General features: G+C 69.1%; 16 protein-coding genes. 4 read left to right on the plus strand and 12 right to left on the minus strand.

The window, feature by feature from the left end:
- Positions 1-74: 74 nt before the first annotated feature.
- On the plus strand, positions 75-917 hold the full coding sequence (locus tag CCO03_RS04170; RefSeq protein ID WP_087277641.1) for a SirB1 family protein: 843 nt from the start codon (positions 75-77) through the stop codon (positions 915-917).
- A gap of 181 nt (positions 918-1098) precedes the next feature.
- On the opposite strand, the gene CCO03_RS04175 is transcribed toward CCO03_RS04170, so the two are convergent.
- Together CCO03_RS04175 and purM are read right to left on the minus strand one after the other, a co-directional pair.
- Entirely contained in the window at positions 1099-2157 is a 1059-nt protein-coding gene (locus tag CCO03_RS04175) for an AI-2E family transporter (RefSeq protein WP_087277644.1), read from the minus strand.
- A gap of 120 nt (positions 2158-2277) precedes the next feature.
- The gene (purM, locus tag CCO03_RS04180; protein WP_087277647.1) at positions 2278-3327 is read right to left on the minus strand and encodes a phosphoribosylformylglycinamidine cyclo-ligase; all 1050 of its coding nucleotides are present in this window, start codon (positions 3325-3327) and stop codon (positions 2278-2280) included.
- A 229-nt stretch (positions 3328-3556) separates the two neighbouring features.
- On the opposite strand from purM, the gene hda reads away from it, so the two are divergent.
- From hda to pcnB, 3 genes are read left to right on the plus strand one after another with little or no spacing between them, the layout of a single operon-like run.
- Positions 3557-4264 (plus strand): DnaA regulatory inactivator Hda, encoded by a 708-nt coding sequence (hda, locus tag CCO03_RS04185; RefSeq protein ID WP_087284148.1) that lies wholly within the window; start codon positions 3557-3559, stop codon positions 4262-4264.
- An 11-nt stretch (positions 4265-4275) separates the two neighbouring features.
- Entirely contained in the window at positions 4276-4950 is a 675-nt protein-coding gene (locus tag CCO03_RS04190) for an HAD family hydrolase (protein WP_087277650.1), read from the plus strand.
- Positions 4947-6527 (plus strand): polynucleotide adenylyltransferase PcnB, encoded by a 1581-nt coding sequence (gene pcnB, locus CCO03_RS04195; RefSeq protein WP_087277654.1) that lies wholly within the window; start codon positions 4947-4949, stop codon positions 6525-6527. Before CCO03_RS04190 ends, pcnB begins: the two co-directional genes overlap by 4 nt.
- 710 nt (positions 6528-7237) lie before the next feature.
- Here pcnB and CCO03_RS04200 read toward each other — a convergent pair.
- From CCO03_RS04200 to CCO03_RS04245, 10 genes are all read right to left on the minus strand, one after another.
- Positions 7238-7897: a response regulator transcription factor gene (locus tag CCO03_RS04200; RefSeq protein WP_335583031.1), complete on the minus strand. Its 660-nt coding sequence runs from the start codon at positions 7895-7897 to the stop codon at positions 7238-7240.
- A gap of 35 nt (positions 7898-7932) precedes the next feature.
- Positions 7933-9219 carry a tryptophan--tRNA ligase gene (locus CCO03_RS04205; RefSeq protein WP_087277657.1) on the minus strand — a complete coding sequence of 429 codons (1287 nt, stop codon included), beginning with the start codon at positions 9217-9219 and terminating at the stop codon, positions 7933-7935.
- Between the two features lie 10 nt (positions 9220-9229).
- Positions 9230-9868, minus strand: coding sequence for a site-2 protease family protein (locus tag CCO03_RS04210; RefSeq protein WP_236904026.1), 639 nt, complete (start codon positions 9866-9868; stop codon positions 9230-9232).
- A gap of 79 nt (positions 9869-9947) precedes the next feature.
- The gene (locus tag CCO03_RS04215; protein WP_087277663.1) at positions 9948-10583 is read right to left on the minus strand and encodes an L-threonylcarbamoyladenylate synthase; all 636 of its coding nucleotides are present in this window, start codon (positions 10581-10583) and stop codon (positions 9948-9950) included.
- Between the two features lie 204 nt (positions 10584-10787).
- The gene (locus tag CCO03_RS04220) at positions 10788-11657 is read right to left on the minus strand and encodes a 3',5'-nucleoside bisphosphate phosphatase (protein WP_087277666.1); all 870 of its coding nucleotides are present in this window, start codon (positions 11655-11657) and stop codon (positions 10788-10790) included.
- A gap of 290 nt (positions 11658-11947) precedes the next feature.
- Positions 11948-13354: an amidase gene (locus tag CCO03_RS04225; RefSeq protein ID WP_418236047.1), complete on the minus strand. Its 1407-nt coding sequence runs from the start codon at positions 13352-13354 to the stop codon at positions 11948-11950.
- A gap of 223 nt (positions 13355-13577) precedes the next feature.
- Entirely contained in the window at positions 13578-15071 is a 1494-nt protein-coding gene (locus tag CCO03_RS04230) for an ABC transporter substrate-binding protein (protein ID WP_087277672.1), read from the minus strand.
- A gap of 253 nt (positions 15072-15324) precedes the next feature.
- A complete protein-coding gene (locus CCO03_RS04235) occupies positions 15325-15657 on the minus strand; it encodes a YnfA family protein (protein ID WP_087277675.1) in 333 nt (110 codons plus the stop codon).
- 76 nt (positions 15658-15733) lie between these two features.
- Positions 15734-16249, minus strand: a complete 516-nt coding sequence (locus tag CCO03_RS04240; RefSeq protein ID WP_087277678.1) for a DUF4124 domain-containing protein — start codon at positions 16247-16249, stop codon at positions 15734-15736.
- 273 nt (positions 16250-16522) lie between these two features.
- The gene (locus CCO03_RS04245; RefSeq protein ID WP_087277681.1) at positions 16523-17617 is read right to left on the minus strand and encodes a chorismate transformation FkbO/Hyg5 family protein; all 1095 of its coding nucleotides are present in this window, start codon (positions 17615-17617) and stop codon (positions 16523-16525) included.
- Positions 17618-17654 lie beyond the last annotated feature (37 nt).

Genomic DNA, 17654 nt, shown 5'->3' on the forward strand with positions numbered 1-17654 from the left:
GGCGTGCCAATCCGCACCGCGGCTTGTCGCAGTCAGCATGGTCATGTGAACCGTTTCAGGCTACAAATCTGCTCATGAATTTGAACGTGAAGTTGCCCACGCCCCTGGAGTATTTCGCGCAACTGGTGGAGAGCGACGACGAGTTTCCCCTGCTGGAAGCTGCAGCCTCGCTTGCGGCCGATGTGTACCCTGCCATGGACACCGAGCAGGTGCGCGATCAGATCGATGCCCTGGCGGTGCGGTTGCGTGGCCGGGTGGCCACGGGGGCCGATGCCTTGCAACGGCTGCGCGCGCTCAATCAGCTGTTCTTCGAAGAGCTGCGCTTTGGCCTCAACCGCAACGACTTCTACAACCCGGACAACAGCTTTGTGCATCAGGTGCTGGTCACGCGCCAGGGCGTGCCCATTTCGCTCGGCGTGCTGTGGCTGGAGTTGGCGCAGGGCCTGGGCCTGAAGGCCCGCGGCATTGGCTTTCCGGGGCATTTCCTCGTGTCGGTGCAGGTGCCGCAAGGGCTGATCGTGATCGACCCGGCGACGGGCGAGTCGCTGGGGCGCGAACAGCTGTCGGAGCACCTGGACGGCCTGGCCCCCACCGACGAGGCGGGCCACACGATTCACCTCGACGTCGACGCCTGCCTCAAGCCGTCCACGCCGCGCGAAATCCTGGCGCGCATGCTGCGCAACCTGCGCGAGATCTATGCGTCGCAAGGGGACAAGGTGCACCTGCTGGGTGTGCTGCACCGGCTGGTGCTGCTGTTGCCCGGGGTGACCGACCTGCGCCGCGAACGCGGCCTGCTGCACGCCGAGCTGGGTGAGCTGCCGGCGGCGCTGGCCGACCTGGAGTGGTGCCTGCAGCACGGGGAGCACAACGCGCAGCTCGCCGAGCGTGTGGCGCAGTTGCGGGCCGCGGGTTCATGAGTGAACCGGGAGTATGGGGCTGTTGCCGTTAATTGGATAACGGGAGTAGGCTGATACTGGTTATAGAGTCAGATTTTCTGGGCGCTTGGCGCTGCTGAGCCACGGCGCGTGGCTCGGCCTCGGTCCCGCAGGACAGGCCTCTGGCCATGCGAGCGCTTCAGACCCCAAGCCGCACCCGGCGTCACACCAGCCGCGCGGCCGAGAGTTCCTTCTTCAGGTAGGCGTAGAACAGCGGCGCGGCCACCAGGCCGGCCGGGCCAAACAACGCCTCGGCCATGAACATCACGCACAGCAGCTCCCACACCGCCATGTGCGTCTTCTGGCCGACCACCTTGGCATTGATGACGTACTCCGCCTTGTGGATGGTGATGAGGAACAGCAGGCAGGCTGCGGCGGCCATGGGCGAGACCGAGAGGCCCACGATGGTGACCACGATGTTGCACAGCAGGTTGCCCACGATGGGGATCATGCCGGCCACGAAGGTGAGCGCGATGAGCACGCTCGAGTACGGCAGCCGCATGCTCAGCGCCGGCATGACCACCAGCAGGAAGATGGCCGTCAGGCAGGTGTTGAAGGTGGCGATCCAGAACTGCGCCGCCACGATCTGCTGGAAGGCCTCGCCGAAACGCGTGATGCGCAGGGTCAGCTGACGCGTCAGGGGCGCCGTGCGGTGGCCGGGGGCGTGGACGGCTGCAAGCGCGCCGATGATGATGCCGACGTAGGCATACAGCAGCCCGGTCAGCCAGGCCTTGCCCGTGGTGGCCAGGGCGCCGGCCTTGGCCAGCAGGTGGTTGGCCACCATGCGCTGGACTTCGTCGGCCCCATCGGGTAAGTAGTCGGCCAGGTCGGGCGGCAGCTTGTCGCGCAGCTCGATCACGGTGCTGGCCACGTAGTCCAGCAGCTCCCGGTACTGCTGCGGCGCCTCGGTCAGATAGCCGCGTGAATGGGACAGGCCCACGGCCAGCAGCGCCAGGGGCGCGGTGATGACGATGGCAGCCGAGATCGAGGGCCACCAGCGCGCCGCACGCGACCGCAGGTCGTGGATGAACCGGGCCCCGAGGCGCACCAGCAGCCGCGTCAGCAGAAAGCCCACGCACACGGCCAGCAGTCCTGGCAGCAGCCCGACCAGCATCACCATGAGCAGGGTGGCGGCCACCAACAGGTAGGTTGCAACCCGCACCGCCCAATGGTCATGGGCGATGCGTGCGGGTGCAGTGGCGGTGGACACGGGATCTGGCATGCGGGAAAGACTGCGAAGGTGTTGCAGGGCGAGCCGGAATTTCACTCGAGGCGATCTCCGTCAGCCATAGGGGCTTGCCCAGTCCAGCACATTGCGCAGTCCGGCATGACAGCGAGGGCCTTACACCAACACGACTTGGGGGCCGTCGCTGTGGGTTTCAATGCGGCCCACGTTGAACACCTGCTCGCCTTGCGCGCGCAGGTGCGCGGCCACGGCCTCGGCCTGGGCCGCATCCACCACCAGCACCATGCCGATGCCGTTGTTGAACGTGCGGTTCATTTCCGTGTCGTCGATGGCGGCCGTGCGCTGCAGCCAGGCAAACAGCTCGGACTGCGGCCAGCTGCCCTGTTGCAGGGCGGCGCGCGTGCCCTCGGGCAGCACGCGGGGGATGTTCTCGAGCAGACCGCCGCCCGTGATGTGGGCCAGCGCCTTGATCGGGAACTGGGCGAGCGCGGACAGCACCGGCTTCACGTACAGCCGCGTGGGGCGCATCAAGGCCTCGCGGAAGGGCATGCCGTCCAGCTGGGCCGGCAGTGTGCCGGCGGCCTCGGCGCGGTCGATGCACTTGCGCACCAGGCTGAAGCCGTTGGAGTGCACGCCGTGCGAGCCCAGGCCCAGCACCACGTCACCGGCCTTCACGTCCGCGCCCGAGAGGATCTTGGACTTCTCGACCACGCCCACGGCAAACCCGGCCAGGTCGTATTCGCCCGCCGGGTACATGCCGGGCATCTCGGCCGTTTCGCCGCCGATCAGGGCACAGCCCGACTCCTCGCAGCCCTTGGCGATGCCGCCGACCACGGCAGCGGCCGTGTCCACGTCCAGCTTGCCGCAGGCGAAGTAGTCGAGGAAGAACAGCGGCTCGGCGCCTTGCACCAGCACGTCGTTGACGCTCATGGCCACGAGGTCGATGCCGACGGTGTCGTGCATGTTCCACTCGAAGGCCAGCTTGAGCTTGGTGCCCACGCCGTCGGTGCCCGAGACGAGCACGGGTTCCTGGTAGCGCCTGGGCACCTCGAACAGGGCGCCGAAGCCGCCAATGCTGGCCAGCACGCCTTCGCGCATGGTTTTCTTGGCCAGGGGCTTGATGCGCTCGACCAGGGCATCACCGGCATCAATGTCCACGCCAGCGTCTTTGTAGCTCAGGGCGGAAGTCGTGTTTTCTTGTGTCATGGGGGCGCAACTCGGGCCGCGGGTTGTCCGGGCAACATGGGCAACCGGGAGCGGCAAAGTACGAGAATAAAATGGAACGCTGATTTTAGGGCCGCGCGTCGGGGGCAATTCCCTGGCGTGCCACGTGAATGCAGTTTGTCTCCGCCGTTTTCCTTGACCCCCTGTGTGGCCTGCACCTGCGTGCAGGGGTGCCAGGGCGCCTGCGCGCATCGGGGACGTGTTCATGAGCATGCGCCAGATTGCGCTGGACATCGGGCTGGAGGCCCAGCCCGGTTTCGACAATTTCGAGTCCGCCGGCAACGAAGCCGCCGTCGAGGCGGTGTTGGACTGGGTGCAGGCCGTGGGGCAGCCCAACCGCGCCGTGGCCCCCGTGCTGTACCTCTGGGGTGAATCCGGTGCGGGCAAGAGCCACCTGCTGCGTGCGGCGGCACAGGCCCTTCGGCAGCGGGCCTGCCGCCATGGCTGGATGGACGAGCGGGCGCCGGTGCGCGGCCGGGCCGCCGAGTTCCAGCCCGACTGGGACGCCCTGGTCCTCGACAACGTCGATGCCTATTCGGCCGCCCAGCAGCACCAGGCCTTCAACTGGTTCGTCAATGCCTTCACGCCGCAAAGCGGCCGGCCGCGGCCGGTGCTGGCGGCGGGTGCGCTGCCGCCGGCAGACCTGCGCCTGCGCGAGGACCTGCGCTCGCGTCTGGCCTGGGGCGAGGTGCACCCCCTGCATGCCTTGAACGAGGCCAGCGTGCGCCAGGCCCTGCAGCGCCGCGCCCAGGCCAAGGGCCTGGTGTTGGGGGAAGACGTGCTGCGCTACATGCTGACGCGCTTTTCGCGCGACACCGGCAGCCTGATGCAGTTGCTGGATCACCTGGACCGCTACGCGCTGCAGACCCAGCGGGCCATCACGGTGCCCATGCTCAAGGCCATGCTGAATGACGAATGATGGAGTAGGACTTGCGTATCGCTTTATTTGATTTGGACCACACGCTGATCCCGCTGGACTCGGACCACGCCTGGGGCGAGTTCACCACCGCCATCGGCTGGACCGATGCCGAGCAGTTCAAAGCCCGCAACGATGCGTACTACGCCGACTACCAGGCCGGCACCCTGAACATCGCCGACTACGTGCGCTTCACCACCGAGGCCACGCGGGTGCGCGGCCCACAAGCGGCCCAGGCCGCCCAGCAGCGCTTCATGGACGAGTGGATCCGGCCCGCGTTCAAGCCGCAGGCGCTGGCCCTGCTCGAACGCCATCGCCAGGCCGGTGACCGGCTCGCCATCGTCACCGCCACCAACGAGTTCGTGACCCGCCCCATCGCCACGGCCCTGGGCGTGCAGGACTTGATCGCGATCGAGCTGGCACGCGACGGCCAGGGCTGGATCACCGGCGAGATCGCCGGCACCCCCTCTTTCCGGGAAGGCAAGGTCACCCGCGTGGCGCACTGGCTGGCGGCTCAGGGCCTGGATTGGTCCGGCGTGCAGATCCATTTCTATTCCGATTCCATGAACGACCTGCCATTGCTCGAAAAAGCGCAATGGCCGGTCGCCACCAACCCCGATGCGCGTCTGGAGGCCGAAGCCCTCAAGCGCCATTGGCCTGTATTGCGCCTGTTCGAGGACCCCGCATGATTCGCACCTTCATTGACCGCCTGCTGGGCAAGGGTGAGGCCGAGGCGGCAGCCCCGCGCAGCCGCAAAAAGCGCTTTGGCCAGCGTGTGGAGGTGCTGCCCGAGGAGCACGGCATCGACCTGGCCCTGGTCGACGCGCGCGCCGTGTCGGTGGTGCAGACCCTGAAAAGCGCGGGCCATGAGGCTTACATCGTGGGCGGCGCGGTGCGCGACCTGCTGCTGGGCCTGCGGCCCAAGGACTTCGACGTGGCGACCGATGCCACGCCCGAAGAGGTCAAGGCCCTGTTCCGGCGGGCCTTCATCATCGGCCGTCGTTTCCGCATCGTGCACGTGGTGTTCGGTCGTGGGCGCGAACACGAGGTGATCGAGGTGTCGACCTTCCGCGCCTATCTCGACGCGGCCGACGCCGACCACGTGAGCGGCAACGAAAAGACCGCCAAGCAGGACCTGGCGCATTCCAAGCACGCCGTGGACGCCAGCGGCCGCGTGCTGCGCGACAACGTCTGGGGGCCGCAGGAAGAGGACGCCACGCGGCGTGACTTCACCGTCAACGCCATGTACTACGACCCGCAGACGCAGGTGCTGGTCGACTACCACAAGGGCATCCAGGACGCCCGCGCCCGCGTGCTGCGCATGATCGGCGACCCGGCCATGCGCTACCGCGAAGACCCCGTGCGCCTGATCCGCGCCGTGCGGTTCGCGGCCAAGCTCTCCACGCGTGGCTTCAAGCTCGAGGCCAAGACCGCCAAGCCGCTGATGGCCATGAAGGACCTGCTGGCCGACGTGCCGCAAAGCCGCATGTTCGACGAGATGCTCAAGCTGCTGCAGACCGGGCATGCCATTGCTTCGGTGCAGCAACTGGTGCAGCTCGGCCTGGGCGAGGGCGTCTACCCGCTGCTGGACCTGGTGGTGGCGCGTGCCGATGAGCCCATGGTGCGCGCCTCGCTGGCCGACACCGACCGCCGCGTGGACGAGGGCAAAGGCGTGGCGCCGTCGTTCCTGCTGGCCTGTGTGCTGTGGCAAGACGTGCTGCAGGCCTGGGAGCGGCGCCAAAGCGCAGGCGAGCACCCGCACCCCGCGCTGCAGCAGGCCATCGACGACGTGTTCACCAACCGCATCGGCGACGTGTCGGGCCGGGGCAAGCTGGCCGCCGACATGCGCGAAATCTGGCTCATGCAGCCGCGGTTCGACAAGCGCACCGGCAAGGCGCCGTTTGGCCTGGTGGAGCAGCCGCGCTTTCGCGCCAGCTTCGACTTCCTGCGGCTGCGCTGCGAAACCGGCGAGGCCGACGTCACGCTGGCGGATTGGTGGCAGACCTTCTCACAGGGCGACGACGGCACGCGCGAGGCCCTGGTGCAAGAGCTCAAGCAGGAGCGCGGGCGCGGCCAGGGCGCTCGCGTGCACCGCGTGGCGCGCGGCACCTTGACTGGCCCCGCCGATGAGGCCGCCAGCGAAGCCCCGGACGCCGCAGACGATCACCCGTCCGACGCGGCCGAGGTCGATGCACCGGCCAAGAAACGCCGTCGCCGCCGTCGCAAGCCCAATGGGCCCAGCCGGCAGCAAGCCCCCGAGGCCTGACGGCGCCTCGGGCGCGGGCGCAGCGCATGGCGCCGGCTGCCGCTGACGTTCCAGCTGCGCGACTTCCAGCACATCCAGGCCCCAGCCACCCACGAGATCGATCGACCACAGTATGGGTGGCTTTGCGATGAAGGCATGACGGCAATCGCGGCATACTGGGCAAGTTTGCCGTTTGCAGCTGTGAAGGGCCTCGGGCTCATGGACGCGGTTGCTGAGGTTGCGCGACCTGCGATGTCGCGCCGACTCGTGACCCGCCGAGCCCGCCTTGTTCCAGCAACCCTGGAGCGGTCTGGGGGTTGATGCAGGCCGCAGCTTCCTCGATGAAGGGTTTGGCAGGCTGTGCGATGACGGGGGCAACAACTGCCGGTCCAGCTGCTGATCAAGGAGATCATCCGCCCTGCAGCGTCTTCCAGTTGAAGTACCTCACGTTGCTCACGATGGCGACGGAGTCGGGAGGCTGACGGCTGGGATCATCTGGCGCGACGACCTGGACCGTCCGCAATCATCAGCCTGGGTCGAACGGCGGATGGTGACCGAGCCCCTTGTGCAGCGGCGGGCCTTCATGCACGGGCGGCTACGCACAAGCAAAACGGTTGGACCGTGGCTACCCGGGATCCTTGCTGACGTGCTGCGGGCGGGGTCTGACGGAAGAGGGTATACCTATATTGCCGTTATTTTTTCAACGACAACTGACCCATACTCTTGGAAAATCAGCTCAGCAGGCCGTTCAGACGCGCCACATGCAGCGCCTGGGTGCGGCTGTTGACGCCCAGGCGCCGGAACAGGCGCAGCAGGTGCACCTTGACGGTGTGCTCGCTCAGGCCCAGCTCGGTGGCGATCTCGCGGTTGGAGAAGCCGTAGTCCAGCATGGCGATGAGCTGCTTTTGTCGCTTGGACAGCTTGAGGCTGCCCAGCATCTCCGACTCGTCGAATTCGCTTTCGGGCGCGATCAGGGCGCGCAGCGTGGCGCGGATCTCGGCCGAGCCGGCGGACTTCTCGATGTAGACGTCGGCACCGGCTTGCAGACAGGGGTCTTCCATTTCGGCGGCCGAGCTGCCCGAGATGACGATCAGGGGGGCGTAGGGGTGCAGGGCCTTGATTTCCGACACGCCGCGCGGGCCCTGCGAATCGCCCAGGTTCAGGTCCAGGCAGATCACATCCGGGGTGGGAAAGCTGGCGGAACCGGCCTTGGCTTCGGCCAGGCTCGAGAACTCAATCACCCGCGTGGCCGCGAACTGCCGCCGCAGCATGGCGGAGATCGCTTCGCGCATCATGGGGTGATCGTCGATGACGTAGATGACCGTCATGTCCTCGGACTGCATCGACGGAATGCGGGTCAGAGGGGCTGCCGTGCTGTTGGTTTTTTGCATTGTTGTCCATCCCTGTCGTCGTTGGTGGGGGGCGCTCAGTGCTCCTGGAAATCCTGCAGGGCCGAGGTCAGCACCTCGCGTTCGGCCTGCACCTCCAGGTCATTCGATGCCGCATCCAGCGCCGTCACGCCGCCGGACTTGAGCTGCGCCACCAGGGCACCCGCGTCCTTGGGCGAGGCGAAGCCGCGGCTTTGCAGCAGCACCGTGCCGGCATCGTCCACGAGCTTGAAGCGGAATTGACCGTCCTCGTCGCGGTACTGCTTGAAGCTGGCCTTGGCCGCCTTTTTGGCGGCTTTCTGCGGCGCGCTGGCGATCTGGGTGAGGGGCTTGAGCCCCACGGCCGCGCGGGCACGGATCAGCAGGTCCTGCGCCATGGGCTGCACCTTCTGCGCGCCCAGCAGCAGGGCGGCCTCGACCTGCGACGGGTCGGCCATGAGGGCGTCGTACCGCTCGCGCATGGGCGCAATCTCGCGGTCCACGCGCTCGAACAGCGCCTGCTTGGCATCGCCCCAGGCGATGCCGTCGGCAAAGGCCTGGCCGAAGGCCGCGGTCTCTTCAGGTGTGGCGAAGGCCTGGTACAGCTCGAACAGGGCCGAGCCCTCGGTGGACTTGGGCGCGCCGGGTGGCAGCGAGTCGGTTTTGATGCCGTTGATGAGCTTGTGCAGCTGCGCCCGGGGCACGAACAGCGGGATCGTGTTGTCGTAGCTTTTGCTCATCTTGCGGCCGTCCAGCCCGGGCAGGGTGGCCACGTTGTCGTCGATGACGGCCTCGGGCAGCGCGAACAGCTCGCCATAAAGGTGGTTGAAGCTCGACGCCATGTCGCGCGCCATCTCGATGTGCTGGATCTGGTCGCGGCCCACGGGCACCCGGTTGGCGTTGAAGATCAGGATGTCGGCGGCCATCAGCACCGGGTACATGAACAGGCCGGCCGTGACGTCGGCATCGGGGTCGGCGCCGGCCGCGGCGTTCTTGTCCATGGCGGCCTTGTAGGCGTGGGCGCGGTTGAGCAGGCCCTTGCCGGTCACGCAGGTCAGCAGCCAGGTGAGCTCCTGCACCTGGGGCACGTCGGACTGGCGGTAGAAGGCCACGTGTTCGGGCGACAGGCCGCACGCCATCCAGCTCGCGGCGATCTCCAGCGTCGAGCGCTGCAGGCGCACCGGATCGTGGTTCTTGATCAGGGCGTGGTAGTCGGCCAGGAAGTAGAAGCACTCGGTGTCGGGGCTGCGGCTGGCGCGCACGGCCGGGCGGATGGCCCCCACATAGTTGCCCAGGTGGGGGGATCCCGAAGGGGTGATTCCCGTGAGAACTCGCAAACGACTCATCTTGAACAGCTCAAATCAGACTCAACAGACCGGTGGCCAGGCGCATCACCGGGCCCACCCAGAAATTCATCAGCACGCCCGTGAACAGCAGGGCCAGCACGATGTAAAAGCCATAGGGCTCCAGCTTGGCGAAGGCCATGGCCTGCCGGGGCGGCAGCAGACCCATGATCACGCGGCCGCCGTTGAAGGGCGGAATGGGCAGCAGCGTGAAGGCAAACATGGCCGCGTTGATCAGCACCCCGGCCATGCAGACGGCACGCGGGAAGCCATCGGCCAGGCCCATGGCCGACAACAGCTTGAAGACCACGCCCCAGGCCAGCATCTGCACCAGGTTGCAGACCGGGCCGGCCAGCGACACCCAAACCATGTTGCGCTTGGGATCACGCATGGCGCCCCAGTTGATGGGCACGGGCTTGCCCCAGCCGAACAGCACCGCGCCCTTGGTCATCAGGAACACGGCCGCCGGCACCACCAGCGTGCCCAGCACGTTGAGGTGCACGAACGGGTTGAGCGTCAGCCGCCCCATCATCTTGCCGGTGGTGTCGCCGAAATGGTGGGCCGCGTAGGCCTCGGCCGCGGTGGCCCAGGTGATGGCCAGGATCACCGGGATGATGGCCGCCACCACGATCTGGATCAGGTCGTTGCTCATGCGCAGCCTTTGTCGAACGGGGAGGGCGCCAGGGCGCCAGGGCGGTCGGGCATGGTCATCGGTTCAAGCGGAAATCAGTTTACAGGCCCAATTGGGCGGGGTTGCCGCGGCCCGTACGCAAAACAATCGGGTCGCCTTGACTCAGGTCAACCACCGTGGTCGGCTGCGCCGCACAGGCGCCCGCGTCGATGATGGCGGCCAGGCCATGGGGGAAGGCTTCGGCGATGTCCTGCGCGTCGTTCAGCGGTTCGTCGGCGCCCGGCGGGATCAAGGTGGTGGACAACAGCGGGGCACCGTGCAGGTCGAGCAGCATCTGCAGGACCTTGCCCTCGGGCACGCGCAGGCCGATGGTCTTGCGCTGGGGGTGGCTCAGGCGGCGGGGCACCTCTTTGGTGGCCTCGAGGATGAAGGTGAAGGGGCCGGGTGTGCCCAGCTTCAGCATCCGGTATTGCGCGTTGTCCACGCGGGCGTAGGTGGCCAGCTCGCTCAGGTCGCGGCAGAGGATGGCGAGGTGCTGCTTGGCATCGAGGCCGCGCAGCTGGCGCATGCGGTCGGCGGCGTCCTTGTCGTCCAGGTGGCAGACCAGCGCATAGCTGGAATCGGTGGGGACGGCCACGATGTCGCCGGCCGCGAGCAGCTGCTGCGCCTGCTGCAGCAAACGCGGTTGCGGGTTATCGGGATGGACGTCGATGAGGAGGGGGGCACGAGAGGCCATGCATGCTTTCTGTGGGCGCCGCCGCAGCCGCAACCCGGTAAAGGCCCGATTGTCCGCGAAGGCGTTTACCCTGGTAACTTGTGCTGTAACAAATAGACATTAAGTACCAGTTGTTCACACCCTGTCGCCCCTTCGCCCTGGGGCAGGACTGCACGGCAGTCTGAGGTGGAGCCACCCTGCGGGCGGCCAAGGGTGGGTCCTGCCTCAGCACCGCACGCGGTCCCGCAAGGCCTGCCAGACGGGCTCCACCCCGCGCGGCAGCGGCGGCAGCTCGCCGAGGTCGACGCGGCTTTCGCCGGGGCCGTGGAAATCGCTGCCGCGCGAGGCCAGCAGCTTGAACTCGCGCGCCACGCCGGCGTATTGGTTGGCTTCGGCGTCCGTGTGGGCGCCGGTCACCACCTCGATGCCGCGCCCGCCGTGGCCGACGAACTCGTGCAGCAGCGCGTACTCCTCGTTGGGGCTGAAGCCGTAGCGCGCCGGGTGGGCGATCACCGCCAGCCCGCCGGCTTTCACAATCCAGTCCAGGGCGTCTTTCAGGCTGGCCCACTGGTGGGGCACGAAGCCGGGCTTGCCTTCGGTCAGGAAGCGGCGAAACACCTCGCCGTTGTCGCGGCAGATGCCTTGCTCGATCAGAAAGCGCGAGAAATGGGTGCGGGCGATCAGGCGGGGGTTGCCGGCCAGGGCCAGCGCGCCCCCGTAAGCGCCGCCGATGCCGACGGCAGCCAGGCCGTCGGCCATGCGGCGGGCCCGGTCATCGCGGCCGTTGCGCGTGGCGTCCAGGCCGGCCACCAGCTCGGGGTGATCGGGGTCGAACCCCAGGCCGACGATGTGCACCGACTGGTGCAGAAAGCTCACCGAGATTTCCACGCCCGTCAGGTAGGGCAGGCCCAGTGCCTGCGCGGCGGCCAGCGCCCGGGCCTGGCCGCCGACCTCGTCGTGGTCGGTCAGCGCCCACAGCGCCACGCCGTTGGCCTGGGCGCGCGCGGCCAGCGCCTCGGGGCTCAAGGTGCCGTCGGAGGCGGTGGAGTGGCAGTGCAGGTCGGCGTTGCAGCCGGCGTCGAACGAGAGGGTCACCGTGCGGATTCTATGCAGCGGCCGTGCCAGGCACGATGGCCGCCTGGGCGCGGGCGATGCGCAACCACGCCTCGCGGGGGCGATCTGCGCCGTTGAACGGGGCGCGGCGGCTTCGCGGGGCGGCAGCGGTGCGGCTGCGCATGGAAGGTGATTGAGGGTATGCCCTCACTCCCGTTTACAAGTGATCGATGTTGGCGGTATACCCACTTTCTGGGTGACGCGACGACCGAGCTGCACGAGCCCAGCTCGTTGCGCACGCCTGTGCCCGGCCCGGCCGGGCGGCTGTGGGCTCAGGCCATGGGCCAGGGGCGTTGCGGCTCGCGCAGCAGCTCGAAGGCCTGGGCCAGGCGCAGCACGCCGAGGTCGTCGAACCGCTGGCCGGCGATCTGGAGGCCGATGGGCAGGCCCGCGCGGCTGTAGCCGGCGTTGACCGACACGGCCGGCTGTTCGCCCATGTTGAACGGCAGGGTGAAGCCGATGTGCTCCAGCCCGCGCAGCGGGTCGTTGGTGGGCGTGGGCAGCTCGGCCGCAAAGGCGGTGATGGGGGCCGTGGGCGAGACGATGAAGTCGAGGCCGGCCATGGCCTGCACGCTGGCCTGGCGCATCAGGTGGTTCTGCAGCCAGGCCTGGTAAACCTCGGCGCCGGTCAGCTCGCGGGCGCTTTCGGCCCAGGTGAGGATGTAGGGCAGCAGGGCCTCGCGCTGCGCGGGCGACAGCGCCTGCACGTCCTGCAGCGAGCGCATGCGCCAGAAGCGGTCCATGCCGGCCAGCATGGCGGGCGTCATCAGCGGCGCCACGGGTTCGATGTGGGCCCCGGCGGCGGCCAGGCGGCGGGCCGCGTCTTCGGTGGCGGCGCGCACCTCGGGGTCCAGCGGCAGCCCGCAGCCGGCTTCCAGCCACAGGCCGATGCGCTTGCCGCGCAGCCAGCCGAGGTTGGCCTCGGGCTGGGCGGTGCAGGCGATCCAGGGCAGGTCCTGTGCCGGCAGGCCCATGCTGTCGCGCCGGTCCGGCAGGCTGAGCACGGCCATGGCGGCGGCGGCATCGGCCACCGTGCGCGTGAGGGGGCCGGCACAGCGGCCCATGAAAGGCGGATCGATGGGCACGCGGCCCAGGCTGGGCTTGAAGCCGACCACCCCGCACCAGGTGCCGGGCAGGCGGATCGAGCCGCCGATGTCGGTGCCGATGTGCAGCGGCCCGTAGCCCGCGGCCGCCGCGGCCCCGGCGCCGCTGCTCGACCCGCCCGGGCCACGGCTCAGGTCCCAGGGGTTGCGCGCCAGCGCGTGGTAGGTGGACAGGCCCGACGACAGCATGCCCCAGTCGGGCATGGTGGTCTTGGCGAAAGCAATGGCGCCGGCCTCGCGCAGGCGGGCGGCCGGGGGCGCGTCGTGCGCGGCGGGCACATCGGGCGTGGCCCGCGTGCCCAGGGGGGTGGGGTCGCCCTGGGTGGCGATGTTGTCCTTGAGGGTGACCGGCACGCCGTCGAGCGGGCCCAGCGGTTCACCGCGCAGCCAGCGCGCTTCGCTGGCGCGCGCGGCCGCCAGCGCGGCGTCCGGGCGCAGCAGCCACAGCGCGTGCAGCTGCGGCTCCAGGGCGTCGGCGCGTTGCAGCACGGCCTGCATCACTGCCACGGGAGAAAGCTGGTGCGCGGCATAGGCCTGGGTCAGCTCGTGCACCGACCAGTCGGCCAGGTCCAGCAGGTCGGACGGGGGCGTTGCCGCGGCCTCGGGCGGCCGGGGCGTGGTGTCGCTGAAGAACGAGGGAGGCGGCTGGGTCATGCGGGTCAGGGCGCGGAGGGCGCCGGAGCAGCGTTCGACGGCAACGCCGGGTTGAGAGAAATTAATCAGAGTATGTGCCTGTTCCCGTTTTCACATCAACGGGAATGGTGTGATACTCAAATCCGTAAGACACGACTGCGCGGCATCAGGCCCAGCTCATGGCCGACAGGTCGTTGGCGAAGATGGGCATGGCGGTCCACAGGCCTTTGAGCTGCTTGTTGGCCACCGTGGTCCATTGCGGCTGGTAGAGGAAGCCGGCGGCCGCGTCCTGGGCCAGGATGGTCTGCGCCTCGGCCAGGGCCTTGTGGCGCGCGGTCGCGTCGGTGGCCACGCGCGAGGCCTGGTAGGCCTTGTTGAAGGCCTCGGACTTGTAGCCGAAGTAGTAATCGGGGTTGGCGAAGTTGCCCAGGTCAAACGGCTCGACGTGCGAGATGATGGACAGGTCGTAGTGCCGGTCCTTGAGCGTGCCCTGCAGCCACTGCGCCCACTCCACGGCTTGCGCCTTCACCTGAATGCCGATCTTGGCCAGCTGCGAGATGATGACCTCTGCCCCCTGGCGCGCATACGGCGGTGGCGGCAGCGTCAAGGTCAGCGTCAGCGGCGTGGTCACGCCGGCCTGCTTCATCAGCGCCTGGGCCTTGGCCAGGTCGAAGGGGTTGATGCCCGTGGTGTCCACGTAGCCCGGTGCGCCGGGCACGTAGAAGCTGCCGATGGGCACGCCAAAACCCCCGGCGGCGGCGGCGATCACGGCCTTGCGGTCGATGGCGGCGCAGATCGCCCGGCGCACCCGCACGTCGTTCAGCGGCGCCTTGGCGTTGTTGATGGCCAGGATGGTCTTGGCGCGCGAGCCGGCCACCAGCACCTGAAAGCGCGGGTTGGCCTTGAACTGCGGCACGCTGCGCTCGCCCAGCCGCGGGAAGGCGTCGACATCGCCCGACAGCAGAGCCGCCGCCTGCGCCGCCGGGTCGCTGATGACGCGGAACACCGCGCGCCGGATGCCGATGCGCGCCGCATCGCGGTGGTCGGGCCAGGCCTTCAGGGTGACGGCCGAGCCGCGGGCCCAGTTGTCGAGCAGGTACGGCCCCGTGCCCACGGGCTTGCTGGCGTTGGTGTCGGCGCTCTTGGGCTCGACGATCACGGCCGTGGCCTGGCCCAGGCAGAAGAGGAAGTTGGGGTCGGGCTCGCGGTTGACGATGACCAGCGTGTGCGCGTCCACCGCCTGGATGCGCTGCATCTGCGTGAAAACGGCCTTGTCCTTGTTGGTGCTCTTGGCGTGGGCGGCCCGCTCGAACGCGAACTGGACGGTGGCCGCCGTCAGCGGTTCGCCGTTGTGGAACTGGACCCCGGGCTTGAGGTGGAAGGTGTGCGTGCGCAGGTCGGGCGCCACCTCCCAGCGCTCGGCCAGCAGGGGGGCCACGCTGCCGTCGGGCTGGATTTTGGTCAGCGTTTCGTAGACGTTGTACAGCGTCACCTCACCGATCGAGGAAGCGGCCGCCACGGTCGGGTCCATGCCGGTGGGCTCGAGCGTCATGCCCAGCGTCACGCTGGTTTTGCCGCCGCGCTGGGCCAGCGCGGGCAGGGGCGACAGGACGGCCGCGAATGCGGCCAGGGCAGACAGGTGGAACGAGCGACGTTTCATGCGCACAAAGACCGTGGAAGTCGTGAACGAGGAAGGCAACAGGCTGGCGCGCAGGGGCCGGGGGCGCCAGGTCGATGCCGTGGATCGTAGCGCAGCGCCTGGGCGGCGGCCTGGCGCCGGCCAGCTGCGCCGGTGCTGTGGCGCAGGGCGTGCGGGTCTGCAGGTGCGCGCGTGGGGTGAACCGTGTTGCCCTGGACCGGACACTGCGGCCCCGTGTGCCGCGCCGCCAGCAGGTGGCGGGCCACGTGCCGCGTCAGGCGCCGCGCGGCGCGAACGCGATGATGGCCATGCCCGCCAGCGCGACGGCGCCGCCGACGCCGTCCCACACCGTGGGGCGCACGCCATCCACCACCCACAGCCAGATCAGCGCCATGCAGACGTAGACCCCGCCATAGGCCGCATAGACGCGGCCCGAGGCCGCCGGGTGCAGCGTCAGCAGCCAGACGAAGGCCGCCAGCGCCAGCGCAGCAGGCAGCAGCAGCCAGGCCGATTTGTCCTGCCGCAGCCACAGCCAGGGCAAGTAGCAGCCCAGGATTTCGGCCAGGGCGGTCAGGGCGTACAGGCCCACGGTGTGCCAGGCGCTCATGCCGTCAAGCCGGCAGCGATGAAGGGGCAGGCGCGCTGCTGGTGCGCGCTGCGCCAGGTGGGGCGCCGGTGCCGGTTCATGGGCAGGGTTCGGGTTGCTTGACGACCTTGCACTTCTGGAAGGCCTCGGCCTTGATGCCGCCGCCGACCACCCGGTAGGGATCGAAACAGGCGTAGCTCTCGTTGTACTCGCGCCATTTGGCTTCGCAGGCCGACTCGCCGGGCAGCGGGCCACTGCCTGCGGGCGCCCGGCCGCTGGGTGGGGCGCCCGCGCCAGCCTGTTGTGCCGCCTTGGCCGCCGAGTCGGCTTGCATGGCCTCCAGCCGCGCCCGTGCCGCCTGGGTCTCGGCCTCGGTGGGCGTGTGCACACGCAGCTTCATGGGGTCGGCCTTGGGCGAGGGGGGCTGGTCGCCATAGTGCCAGCGGCCGCTGGCGTCTTTCCATTTGTAGACGCCGGTGGCTGCCGGTGCGGCAGACGGTGCCGCGCCCGAGGCGGCAGACGCGGGCGGTGTGGACTGGGCCAGGCTGGCGAGCGGCAGCAGGGCCGCCAGGCACAGGCTGGTGTGCAGGGCGAGAACGTGGTGTGTGCGCATGTGGTAACCCCGTGAGGTGCTGGTGGCCGGCCTGAGGCGTGCTGGCGCCCGGTGGGCGGGTGCTGCCGACGTGCGTTCGGCTTGGCCTTGCCCGCCAGTGTGCCCAAACGCGCGGCCCGTGGGACCAGACTGTGGCACGTTTGCCCCGTTCAGGCGCTTGCCGGTGCAGCGGCGGCGACCGCCGGCAGGCGCCTGGATGGGCCTGCAGCCAGGCGGCGACGGCCTGTGTGTGAGGGCCTCCGTGTCAGCAGCGACGCGTCGTGGCCCGCCGGGTCAGGCCACCCGCGCCAGGGCTTCCATCTCCACCAGCAGGTCGTTGCGGCAGATGTCGGCCTGCGTGACCAGCATGCGCGTCTGCGGGGCCAGCGCCGCGGCCACGTGGGCGGCCACGGCGGCCACGTCGCGGGCGTGGCGCACGTAGAGCGTCAGCAGGTCCACATCGTGCAGGCTGGCGCCCCGGGCGGCCAGCAACAGGCGCACGTTGTTCAGGGCCTCGCGCGTTTGCGCCATCACCTGGTCGATGTGCACGGTCTGGTGGCCGATGATGCTGGCCGTGCCCGAGATGAACAGCCACTGCGGGCGCCCGTGGGGCCAGGCCGTGGCGCGCGCAAAGCTGGGCGGGCGCGGCCCGTGCACGGCCGGGTAGCGGTAGGCCGAGATCTGACGCGGGTTCTCGAAGTTCAGCCCCGCCTCGGTGCTGGCGAGGAAGGCCACGGCGATGTGGTCGCCCTCGCAGCCGATGCCCGTGGCGGCCGGCATGTGGCGCGTGTCGTAACCCGAGGCGTCGAAGGCCTGGCTGCGGCCGAGGTTGAAGTCGCGGTAGACCTCCATGCCCTGGTCGTTGATCGCCGTCACCCGCGGCACGTAGTTCCAGATGCGCACCAGGTGGGGCTTGCCGCTGGCGGTCAGCAGGCGGAACAGGTCGGCATAGGCTGCGCGCACGGCGGCCGCGCAGGCCCCCGACGCGGGCAGCGGAATGTGCAGGGCGCCGAACAGCAGCGCGCCCGACTCGCGGTAGCGGATGGCCCCGAAGTGGCCGGCCTGCACCGGCGTGGGGCTGTGGCAGCGCAGCTGCAGACCGGCTTCGCGCCAATCGGGTGCGGGCAGGCGCGGCCCGGGGGCAGACGTCGGGGCCTGCGCCAGCCAGTCCTGTGCCGTGCGGATGCCGGCGTGGCCTTTGAAGGGCACGTCGATCGCGGGCGCCGTCAGCAGGTCGGCGGCTTGTCGCGCGCGCCAGGCCGATTGGCGGGTGCCGAGGTCCGCGGCCTCGTACTGCAGCACGCCCAGCAGGTGGCGCCCATCGAGGGGCGCGAGCGCGGGGCTCAGCGTGAAGTCGGGCAGGACGGCGGGGGCAGAAGGCGTGGGCATGAACGAAAAAGGCGTCGGTGAAGTGTCTGTGGGGGTA

Origin of the sequence: Comamonas serinivorans (genome assembly GCF_002158865.1) — a bacterium.
In the GTDB taxonomy this organism is placed as follows: domain Bacteria; phylum Pseudomonadota; class Gammaproteobacteria; order Burkholderiales; family Burkholderiaceae_C; genus Comamonas_E; species Comamonas_E serinivorans.